The sequence below is a fragment of the Mesorhizobium sp. genome, assembly GCF_005063415.1.
Classification (GTDB): Bacteria; Pseudomonadota; Alphaproteobacteria; order Rhizobiales; family Rhizobiaceae; genus Mesorhizobium.
Genome location: NZ_SUEG01000082.1, coordinates 1 through 10,248, shown reverse-complemented (window position 1 = coordinate 10,248; position 10,248 = coordinate 1). Strand labels below are relative to the sequence as shown.

The following is a 10,248-nucleotide window of genomic DNA, read 5'->3' as shown; positions in this document are numbered from 1 at the left end:
CGGCATGGACGGTTCGGTCTCGCTCGCCGTCGGAACCGTTGACGTGGGCGGCTCGCGCGCCTCGCTGTCGCTGGTCGCGGCGGAGGAGCTCGGCATCCCCTATGAGCAGGTCAAGGCGGTGGTCGCCGATACGTCCAGCCTCGGCTACAACGACATGACGGACGGCAGCCGCGGCACCTTCTCGTCTTCGATGGCGACGATCTCCGCCGCCCGCAACGCCATCAAGATCCTGCGGGATCGCGCCGCGCAGACGTGGGACATCCCAGTCGACGATGTGGTCTGGGAAAAGGGCCACGCGATTGCCAAGGGCGAGAAATACGGCAACCTTGCAGCATTGTCGCTGAAGGAGATCGCAGCCGCTTCCGGAAAGACGGGCGGACCCATCGCCGGCCACAGTGAGCTCGTCGCCGACGGCGCCGGCGTCTCCTTCGCCACGCATATCTGCGATATCGAGGTGGATCCCGAGACCGGCTTCACCAGGGTGCTGCGCTACACGGTCGTCCAGGACGCCGGCAAGGCGGTGCATCCGACCTACGTCGAGGGGCAGTACCAGGGGGGTGCCGCCCAAGGCATCGGCTGGGCGCTCAACGAGGAGTATATCTACGGCAAGGACGGGCGGCTACAGAACCCAGGCTTCTTGGATTACCGGATCCCGGTCTGCTCGGACCTGCCGATGATCGACACACAGATCCTCGAGATCCCCAATCCCAACCATCCTTACGGGGTGCGCGGCGTCGGCGAGACCTCGATCGTGCCGCCGCTGGCGGCGATCGCCAATGCAGTCTCGAACGCGGTCGGGGTGCGCATGGCGCATATACCGATGTCGCCGCCGCGCATCCTGGCGGCGCTTGAGGCGGAACGGGGAGCATGATGCCGAAAAGTGCGCAGCGGTTTTCGGACAACATCATGCTCCATCCCCAATGAGGGTCTCGCGCTGATGGTCGAAGTAACGCTCTGGGGATCGCTCGGCGCGATCGCCGGAGGCAAGAGCAAGGTCGAGATCGAGGCGAAGGATATTCGGGAGCTGTTCAGGAAGCTGGCTGAGCAGTATCCCGGCCTCGAGCCATACATCGATCGCGGCATCGCCGTCGCCATCGACGGGACGATCTATCGCGACACCTGGTCGAAGGAACTGCCGGAAGGGGCCGAGATATTCCTGCTGCCGCGTCTTGCCGGGGGATAATTTGATCTCGACCTCAAGCCGCGCAGCGGCCCCGTCGCCATCATGATCGAATATGTCATCCGCAACGAGGACGTGACGGAATTCCTCGCCACCATGGCCGACCGCGGCCGCATCCGCCCATAGGTATGGCGCACAGCGGCAATGAGCCACCCCCCGTCCGCCGCATGATCGAGCGGCCGACAGGGCGCTCGTCATGCCGAAGGGACCGATCGAGCATTAGCGCAATTCCAGGAAAAGTGTGAAACGGTTTCCGTCCGCAATTGCGCAAAACAAAGAGATAGAGCGGTTCGCCGTTTCCGTGAAACGATGAACCGCTCCAGTCAACCTAACGCCCCTTCCGCCAGCTTTCGATTACATGAGCTCTATGACGAAATAATCGCCCTGCTGTATCCACTTTACCAGGAAGTTGATCGTCAGGTCGGTACCGCTCCAATGCATTTCGACGGTTGATGGAGACGGCTTTATGAGACCTCCCTCGATAAAGTTACTCGACCTCGTACCAGATACGCCCGAGATGAAATTGAAATCCTGGAACTGGAATGTGACCTCGCAGCTGAGAGTGAACGGCGTGAACCCGCCGCCGGCTGGCTTGGGCAACGCGAACTGAACCAACGCCGGCTCTGCGTTCGGCTTTTCGGTCTTTGAAAAGCTGCCGGACGGCCCCTGCAGGTGCCATGTGATTTCAGTGATTTCTTTCTTGGAGGCGTTGAACCAGAGACCTGTTGCTATGGTCAGCATCGCCGGCTTGACGACCGGCGGCGCAGTAAGGGGAATACTGATGGTCTCGGTGTTGTAACCAACGGCTGCAACTTGCAAGCTGACCGATACTTGGCCGGTCGGCGGAGACAGGGTGAACGCTGTGTTGGTGGCCCCGACCACCACGCCCCCTTGCGATACGGTCCCTCCAACCGATTTGAACTTGTCGTCGGCATCGACTGCTTTGATGATTAACGTCGCCGGCTGGCCCGCTGTCAGGGACGGGGGAGCCGCAGAGAGCACTATTTGCCCGGGGAAAACATTGACGGGAACTCTGGTGAGCGGAGACATCTTCGTGCACAATGTCTGCATCACCGTAATTTGGTCTTCTACCTTGAGCTCGCCCACGTAAATCCCGAAGAAGAGCGTCGTCGAACCAATTGGCGTATCGCTGGCGCGCCACTTCCCGTTCACGAATACATGCACGCGCGCGCCGGGAATTGTGCCTGATAAGTAAATGAACCGCTGGAAGACTCGGACGGGCTGTTGAATATCCGGGGTCTTGAGTGGGGTCAGGTCGGATACTTTGACGGGGCTCCCGACCCGAAGCGCGGGGGGCTGACAAGTAAGCTCCAGCTCGGCGTGAATGTGCTCGCCGGCGCGCAACGGCCGAAATGTCTCGACCCAGACGGCGCCGCCAAAATTGAACACGGGCTTGCTGATCACAGGAGAATCCAGCGCATCCGAATACAAACGCACGACCGCATTGTCGACGCTGTTGACGAAAGCGCCGCTTACACATTCAAATGCAGGCTCCATGACGGTCGGCGGAAATACGCTGCCCTGGTAAGACCCCACCACCAGCAACTTATCCGATGTGGCTGTCTTGCCGCATAACTCCTGGATGACGACAAGCGATGGAAACGGCGGCGATGCCGGGATCAGGGCCGACACGTCGGGAATCCAGTATTGGCCGGAACTCACATCCTCGCCGACTCCGATCCGCCCGAGCACGGTAGCGGCACCCGAAGTCGGATCGACAAGTTGGATCGTCAATGTCGCGCCGGGCTCGAGATTGGAGATAGGCAAAGCGCGGGCTGCCGGGCAGGAGTACTGTGAGGTCCCTATTACGGGCTTTCGAACCGGCAAGGTTTCGTCGACGATCACCGGAGGAGCAGATGACGGACTTGATGCATTGCAGCGCTCGAAGTGCTGCGTGGCGCTGAAGACATCCGGATTGTGCGCGGTACGGCCGAGCAGCGCCAGGAGGTTGGCACCAACGAAAGGATATTCCAGCACGTCGCCATTGAAGTGGACCTTGGTGGTGGCGCCTTGAGCCAATCCCCTGACGGGTATTGCTTGCGCGCACCCGGGAACTGGGCCGACTGCCGGTGCCGGCATGGTATTTTCCCGATACGGCGTCTGTTCGGCGGGGAAGCTCGGGGTCGGACTGCTCTTCACCTGTCCGGCAGGCGTCTGAACGGACTGCACCGCGCTAAGCACATCGTTGGCCTGGATCGCCCCGCGTATGCGCACTGGTACGACATTTCCGCGTGCAGTATCGCTGCCAATTAATGCGCCGCCGTTGAAAATCTCGACCGTGGCGCCAGGATAGGCTCCGCCTATCAGCACCCAGTCAACGCACTCGTGCACCTGGCTCAAGTACACTAATGGGCTTAGCTTCGAGGGATGCCCGAGCACGGCTATCGGGACCGGGCTTGGATCGCTGGTTTCGGCGCCGAGTGTCCAGCGTGCGGTCAACGCATCCCCCACGTTGAGGGAGCCTGCGGCGACCGGTACAAAGGTAGTGGTTGTGGCGCCGGCATCTACCGCCGGGACAGCTACGCCATTTACGAGGAGGGAAATGCTCGACCCGGGAAGCGGCCCATCGATGCGTACCGAGGTACTCAAGACCGATACGGGGCCAATCACAATTGGTGCAAGGAGCGTGCTCATAGTCGTTTCCCTCTCTGTATGGCGCAGACATGTCGCCTGGTTCGAAACAGGACGTAGAGGGAGCGCACTTACGGATGACTTACGGATGGGTCGGCGCGGAGCTGGACTGCTTATTTTGCCAGCAAGGCGAGAAAATCGTCGAGACTTGCTTCATCAGCAATTCAGCCTTGTCGATGCTGCCCCATTGGACCCAACCGATCTCAGACCAGGTGCTAGGCATTTCGGCCAAGCGCGTCTGCGGCTCGGCGCGCTTGCTCGTCGGCTTGCTGGTCCATCGAGTTCCACTTCTGGATCGCGAGGGTCCGTTCTGAGCGCACGGCGACGCTGGTCTCAATGTCCGAGATGAGGCGCAAAGCAGCCATGCCGCCGCCGGGTGTGAGACTCTGATTTGGTGACAAGCAAAACAGCAGCCTCTACGACTCGTCCCTCACATCGCGCAAATTGGACACAACGCGGCGGTTCTGCGACCTGCAGGCGGTGTCGGGGCACTCGCGGACGAGCCTGTCCTTGCCGTAGCCCTTGGCCCACATGCGGTTGCGGTCTATGCCGCCGGCGGCGAGGTAGTCCATCACCGCATCGGCGCGCTGCTGCGACAGCGCCGTTTCACTTGCGCCGGGATCGTCGGCGAAACCCTGCAGCTTGAGCAGCCAGCGCGGATGCTTTGCTAACCAGGCGATCTGGGTGTCGAGGGTGGCCTTGGCGACAGAATCGAGCGCGGCCGAACCTTGCGTGAAATAGGTGCGGCGGCCGACATTGAGGATAAAATCCTCCTCGCTGCCCGGCTGCACGTTCTGGAAGCCGGCAACCTCGGTGTTGGTGACGTCGGGCGTGGAAGGGGCCAGCGTGTTGCTGGTCGAGCAGGATGCGACCAACACCAGCAGGCCGGCGGCGAGCAGCCGGCGCGTGTTTTCAATCATGCGGTTCATGAGGCGCCAATCATTCGACAGTGGTGGAAGCGGGCGCCTGGTCGGCGATGTGCGGCAGGACCTGCACCGCGGTGCCGATCGGGCAGCGCTGGTAGAGGTCGATGATGTCTTCCGGGAACATGCGGATGCAGCCGCTGGAAGCGTCGGTGCCGATGCTCCATGGCTCCAGCGTGCCATGCAGGCGGTAGCCGGTGTCGGCGCCGTCGCGGTGCAGATAGAGCGCGCGCGGCCCGAGCGGATTGTTGAACGCGCCGCCTGCGATCATGGGGGGTAGCTCCGGCCTGCGCTTACGCATTTCGGGGGGCGGGACCCAGTCCGGCCACAGCGCGCGGCGGTCGATCGTCGCGCGGCCGTACCATTTGAAGCCTTCCTTGCCGACGCCGACGCCGTAGCGGATGGCGGTCTTGTTTTCCATGATGACGTAGAGGAAGTGGTGACGGGTATCGACCACGACGGTGCCGACCGGCTCGCTGCTGAAATACTTGACGATCTGGCGATGCCATCTCTTGTCGATCTTGGCGAAGTTGGTCTTGCGATAGACAAAATTGTTGTCGCTGGCGGTGCCGGCGAAAAACGATTTTGCCGCCGCGGCTTGAGCAATATTGCTGGTTGCACCTACCGCGACCAGCGCCAGGCCGCCAAGCACGACACCCCTGCGTGATAAAACCATCGGCAATATTCCCCCATGCCTAAAGCCTGGCGAACCATAGTTGAGAATTATTTCGCCTCAAAGTGGAAAATGCTGCGGTGCTTCAGTCCGCCGGGGCAGCCGCCACAGGGTGGACATTTCAGCCCACATGGAAAATGATCATGTTGCCATGCACAACACTGCAATGCTCTGATCTCGACGAGAAGCCTGAGCGTAGAAGCGGATCAACCGACCTCCGGTCCAGCGAGCGAGGACGCAAATGGACACCCCAGAGAATGGGCAATTGCATCGCGACGCGGGCGGGCGACCCCGTCGATCGGCCGGCTGGCTTGCCCGCGCCGCCATGTCGGCTGCATTCCTGCTCGGCATGGCTTTCAGCAGCACTGCGTTTGCGCAGGACCAGCAGCTTCCCGTGGTGACGGTGGCCAAGCCGGTGGTCCGTGAAATCATCGAAGACGACGAGTTCGTCGGGCGCTTCGAAGCCGTCGACCAGGTCGCCATCCGTTCGCGCGTCAGCGGCTATCTGGACAAAATCAGCTTCCAGGACGGCGCACTAGTCAACAAGGGCGACCTGCTCTTCACCATCGACCAGCGTCCGTACCAGGCGGCTTATGATGCCGCCAAATCGCAAGTGGACGTCGCCAAGAGTCTGCTCGAATTCTCCAAGATGCAGCTGGATCGCGCCGACGAACTCGCCAAGACCGGCAATATATCAACCGCGACGGTCGACGACCGCCGGCGGGAATACCTTTCGGCGCAGGCGCAGATGCAGGGCGCGACGGCTGCGCTGACGACGGCCAGCCTGAACATGGAATTCACCGAGATCAAGGCGCCCTTGTCCGGCCGCATCGACCGCCGGCTGGTGTCGGTCGGCAACCTCGTGCAGCCGGATTCCACCTTGCTGACGACCATCGTTACGCGCGATCCGATCGACTTCTATTTCGACGTCGATGAGCGCCTGTATTTCAGCTACGCCCGCGACGCGAAGGAGCGTGGCGGCAGCATGCAGGAAGGCGCCGGCGGGCTCGATGTGGTGGTTCGCGTCGCCGACCGCGCGGAGGCGGTATTCAAAGGCAAGCTCGATTTTGCCGAGAACCGGATCGACAACGCGACCGGCACCATGCGGGTGCGTGCAAGGTTTCCCAACGCCGACGGCATTCTCCAGCCAGGCATGTTCGGGCGCATCAACGTGCCGGGGTCGCTGCCGCATAGCGGCGTGCTGGTGCCCGACGAGGCGATCGGCGCCGACCAGGATCGCCGCATCGTGTTCCTGGTGGATGAGGCCGGGATGGTGTCGGCGAAGCCCGTGCGCACCGGCCCGCTTCTCGACGGCTACCGGGTGATCCGCGGGGGCCTGACCGGCGACGAGACGATCATCGTCAACGGGCTGATGCACGCCAGGCCCGGCACCAAGGTGAAGGTCGAGATGGTGACGTTGCCGCCCAGGGCCGAGACCGCCGGGTTGCAGCAATGAGGTTCGCACATTTCTTCGTCGACCGTCCGATCTTCGCATCGGTCGTTTCGATCGTCCTGCTGATCCTCGGCGGGATTGCTTATACCCAGCTGCCGGTCGCGCAATATCCCGAGATCGCGCCGCCGACCATCGTCGTTCGCGCGCAGTATCCGGGCGCCGACGCCGAGACGGTCGCAGCGACGGTGGCAACGCCGATCGAGCAGGAGATCAACGGCGTCGAGAGCATGCTCTACATGTCGTCCTATTCGTCGGGCGACGGGGCGATGGCGCTGACCATCACCTTCAAGCTGGGCACCGATCTCGACCAGGCGCAGGTGCTGGTACAGAACCGCGTGTCGGTCGCCGAGCCGCGCCTGCCCGAAGAAGTCCGCCGCCTCGGCATCACCACCACCAAGACCTCGCCCGACCTGATGATGGTCGTGCACATGCTGTCGCCCGACAATACCTACGACCAGCTCTACGTCTCGAACTACGCCCGCTCGCGGGTGCGCGACATACTGCTCAGACTCGACGGCGTCGGCGACCTCATCATCTTCGGCGAACGCGAATATTCGCTGCGCATCTGGCTCGATCCGGAAAAACTGTCCGCCCTGGGGATGACCTCGGGCGATGTGGTGCAGGCGCTGCGCGACCAGAACGTCCAGGTGTCGGGTGGCTCGATCGGCGCGCCGCCGACCAGCACCGGCGCGGCGTTCCAGTACACGGTCACCACGCAAGGCCGCTTCAACGACGCACGCGACTTCCGATACGTGATCGTCAAATCGACCGACGACGGCCGCCTGATCTCGCTGCAGGACGTGGCGCGCATCGAGCTCGGCGCCAAGGATTACGTCACCAACTCCTATCTCAACGGCAAACCGGCGGTGGCGCTCGCCATCTTCCAGCGGCCGGGCACCAATGCGCTCGCCGCAGCCGCGGAGATCCAGGACAAGATGAAGGAGCTTTCCCGCGACTTCCCGAAGGGGTTGAGCTACGACATCGTCTACAATCCGACCGAGTTCGTCGCCGAGTCGATCCAGGAGGTCTACAAGACAATCCTCGAGGCGATGCTGCTGGTCATCATCGTCATCATCGTCTTCCTGCAATCGTGGCGCATGGCGATCGTGCCGATCGTGGCGATCCCCGTGTCGCTGATCGGCACGCTGGCGGTGCTTTACGCCGCCGGCTTCTCGCTCAACATGCTGACGCTGTTCGGCCTCGTTCTGGCGATCGGCATCGTCGTCGACGATGCGATCGTCGTGGTCGAGAACGTCGAGCGCAATATCGCCAGAGGGCTGGCGCCCAATCCGGCGTCGCACCTGACCATGGACGAAGTCGGAACGGCGGTCATCGCGATCTCGCTGGTGCTGATAGCCGTTTTCGTACCGACCGCCTTCATCCCCGGCATTTCTGGGCAGTTCTACCTGCAGTTTGCGATCACCATCGCGGTGTCGACGGCGATCTCGGCATTCAATTCGCTGACGCTTTCGCCGGCGCTGGCCGCACTGCTGTTCAAGCCGCACCACGCCGCGGCGGCGCCGCCGCGCTTTTTCCTAGCGCGGTTCGGACGGGCGCTCGCCGACGGCTTCAATCGCGGCTTCGACAGGGTCGCCCACTGGTATTCGAGCATCATCCGCGTGCTGGTCGGCTCGTGGATAACGATCGCCGCCATGCTGGCCGTTTTCGCGGCCCTCATCTACGCCACGGTCTACATGGTGCAGGCGGTGCCGCGCGGTTTCATTCCGTCGCTCGACCAGGGCTATGCGATCGTCGTCGTCCAGTTGCCGGACGGCGCCTCGCTGTCGAGGACCGATGGGGTCATCCAGCAGGCGTCGCAGATCATCCGGAAAACGCCAGGCGTCGACTACGCAGTCGCCTTCGCCGGCTTCTCCGGCGCGACCTTCACCAACGCCAGCAACGCTGGCGTGATCTTCGCCAGGTTCAAGCCCTTTGACGAGCGACTGAAAGCCGGCCAGTCGGCGACCCAGGTCATCGGCAATCTGTTCGGCAGCCTGCAAAGCATCAAGGAAGCCTTCATTATCGCACTGCCGCCGCCGCCGATCCGCGGCGTCGGCAATGCCGGCGGCTTCAAGCTGCAGATCCAGGAGCGCAACAGCGCCGACATGCGGCAGATCCTAGCGCTTGCCAACGAAATCGCCGGCAAGGCCAACAAGACGCCGGGGCTGACGGGCGTGTTCACCACGTTCTCCGCGTCGAGCCCGCAATTCTTCCTGGCGATCGATCGCGACAAGGCGCGCATCCTGAACGTGCCGATCCCCAACATCTTCGAGACGCTGTCGATCAATTTGGGCACCGCCTACGTCAACGACTTCAACGCTTTCGGGCGCGTCTACCAGGTGCGGGCGCAGGCCGACCAGGCATTCCGCCTCGATCGCGCCGACATCTTGAAACTGAAGGTGCGCTCGGCGACCGGCGCGCTGGTTCCGCTCGGCACGTTGATCGAGATCCGCGACGTCACCGGCCCGGCGCTGGTCCAGCGCTACAACATGTACGTCTCGGTGCCGCTGCAGGGCAACGCCGCGCCCGGCGTTTCCACGGGCGACGCGCTGGCATTGATGGAAGGGATCACGGCAAAGACGCTGCCGGCCGGTACCTCCTATGAATGGACCGAGCTCGCCTATCAGGAGCGCAACACCGGCAATGCCGCTGTCTATATCTTCGGACTGTCGGTGCTGTTCGTGTTCCTGGCGCTGGCGGCGCAATATGAAAGCTGGGTGCTGCCGTTCGCCATTGTGCTGGTGGTGCCGCTCGGCGTGCTCGCGGCGTTGCTCGGCGTGTCTTTCCGAGGGCTGGACAACAACATCCTCGTGCAGATCGGGCTCATCGTGCTGATCGGGCTTGCCGCCAAGAACGCGATCCTGATCGTCGAATTCGCGCGCCAGGCGCAGGAACGCGGCCTGTCGGCCGCCGAAGCTGCCGTCGAAGCCTGCCGGCTCAGGCTGCGGCCGATCCTGATGACCGCTTTCTCGTTCATCCTCGGCGTCGTGCCGCTGGTGATCGCGACAGGCCCGGGCGCAGAAATGCGCCAGTCGCTCGGCACCGCGGTGTTCTTCGGCATGCTCGGCGTCACCTTCGTCGGCCTGTTCCTGACGCCGGTGTTCTACGTCACGCTCAGGTCGCTCTTTTCACGGCGCAAGCCCCGTACCGAGGCCGAGCCTTCGGGGCCGGCAGAGGCGGCATCGGAGACGGCCGCCGAGTAGGGTAACGAATTCGCCGCGTCGGGCGCGGCTTATCACTCCAGAAAATCGGCGGCGCGTAACGGCCACGATCTGCGCGACAACCGCGACCTCCCGAGTCCTCGCTTGCGAGGTCTTCTGTGGATGGCTCCCGCGATGCAAGAGGTAATTCGACATTATGGCGCGTT

At 62.8% G+C, this 10,248-nt stretch carries 8 protein-coding genes; 5 read left to right on the top strand and 3 right to left on the bottom strand.

What is annotated here, in order from left to right; translation table 11 throughout:
- From E5W70_RS20485 to E5W70_RS20475, 3 genes are all read left to right on the top strand, one after another.
- Positions 1 to 871: molybdopterin cofactor-binding domain-containing protein (locus E5W70_RS20485; RefSeq protein WP_292661545.1), on the top strand; the 871-nt coding region annotated here is incomplete at its 5' end.
- 66 nt (positions 872 to 937) lie between these two features.
- The gene (locus E5W70_RS20480; protein ID WP_023675441.1) at positions 938 to 1,183 is read left to right on the top strand and encodes a MoaD/ThiS family protein; all 246 of its coding nucleotides are present in this window, start codon (positions 938 to 940) and stop codon (positions 1,181 to 1,183) included.
- Positions 1,184 to 1,225: 42 nt separating this feature from the next.
- A complete protein-coding gene (locus E5W70_RS20475) occupies positions 1,226 to 1,306 on the top strand; it encodes a hypothetical protein (RefSeq protein WP_292661583.1) in 81 nt (26 codons plus the stop codon).
- 228 nt (positions 1,307 to 1,534) lie between these two features.
- On the opposite strand, the gene E5W70_RS20470 is transcribed toward E5W70_RS20475, so the two are convergent.
- The 3 genes from E5W70_RS20470 to E5W70_RS20460 form a co-directional block, all read right to left on the bottom strand.
- Complete coding sequence (locus E5W70_RS20470) at positions 1,535 to 3,835, bottom strand: hypothetical protein (protein WP_292661541.1); 2,301 nt, start codon at positions 3,833 to 3,835, stop codon at positions 1,535 to 1,537.
- Between the two features lie 413 nt (positions 3,836 to 4,248).
- Positions 4,249 to 4,761, bottom strand: coding sequence for an OmpA family protein (locus tag E5W70_RS20465; RefSeq protein WP_292661539.1), 513 nt, complete (start codon positions 4,759 to 4,761; stop codon positions 4,249 to 4,251).
- Between the two features lie 10 nt (positions 4,762 to 4,771).
- Positions 4,772 to 5,431: a L,D-transpeptidase gene (locus E5W70_RS20460; RefSeq protein WP_292661535.1), complete on the bottom strand. Its 660-nt coding sequence runs from the start codon at positions 5,429 to 5,431 to the stop codon at positions 4,772 to 4,774.
- A gap of 322 nt (positions 5,432 to 5,753) precedes the next feature.
- Here E5W70_RS20460 and E5W70_RS20455 point away from each other — a divergent pair, with 322 nt between their 5' ends.
- Both E5W70_RS20455 and E5W70_RS20450 read left to right on the top strand, forming a co-directional pair.
- Positions 5,754 to 6,884 (top strand): efflux RND transporter periplasmic adaptor subunit, encoded by a 1,131-nt coding sequence (locus E5W70_RS20455; RefSeq protein WP_292661581.1) that lies wholly within the window; start codon positions 5,754 to 5,756, stop codon positions 6,882 to 6,884.
- Positions 6,881 to 10,084 (top strand): multidrug efflux RND transporter permease subunit, encoded by a 3,204-nt coding sequence (locus E5W70_RS20450; protein ID WP_292661532.1) that lies wholly within the window; start codon positions 6,881 to 6,883, stop codon positions 10,082 to 10,084. The genes E5W70_RS20455 and E5W70_RS20450 overlap by 4 nt, the downstream gene beginning before the upstream one ends.
- Positions 10,085 to 10,248: the final 164 nt, after the last annotated feature.

Bases quoted from the DNA above. Each gene is read 5' to 3' on its own strand.
- E5W70_RS20480 (WP_023675441.1), top strand. From the start codon at position 938: ATGGTCGAAGTAACGCTCTGGGGATCGCTCGGCGCGATCGCCGGAGGC.
- E5W70_RS20475 (WP_292661583.1), top strand. From the start codon at position 1,226: ATGATCGAATATGTCATCCGCAACGAGGACGTGACGGAATTCCTCGCC.
- E5W70_RS20470 (WP_292661541.1), bottom strand. From the start codon at position 3,835: ATGAGCACGCTCCTTGCACCAATTGTGATTGGCCCCGTATCGGTCTTG.
- E5W70_RS20465 (WP_292661539.1), bottom strand. From the start codon at position 4,761: ATGAACCGCATGATTGAAAACACGCGCCGGCTGCTCGCCGCCGGCCTG.
- E5W70_RS20460 (WP_292661535.1), bottom strand. From the start codon at position 5,431: ATGGTTTTATCACGCAGGGGTGTCGTGCTTGGCGGCCTGGCGCTGGTC.
- E5W70_RS20455 (WP_292661581.1), top strand. From the start codon at position 5,754: ATGTCGGCTGCATTCCTGCTCGGCATGGCTTTCAGCAGCACTGCGTTT.
- E5W70_RS20450 (WP_292661532.1), top strand. From the start codon at position 6,881: ATGAGGTTCGCACATTTCTTCGTCGACCGTCCGATCTTCGCATCGGTC.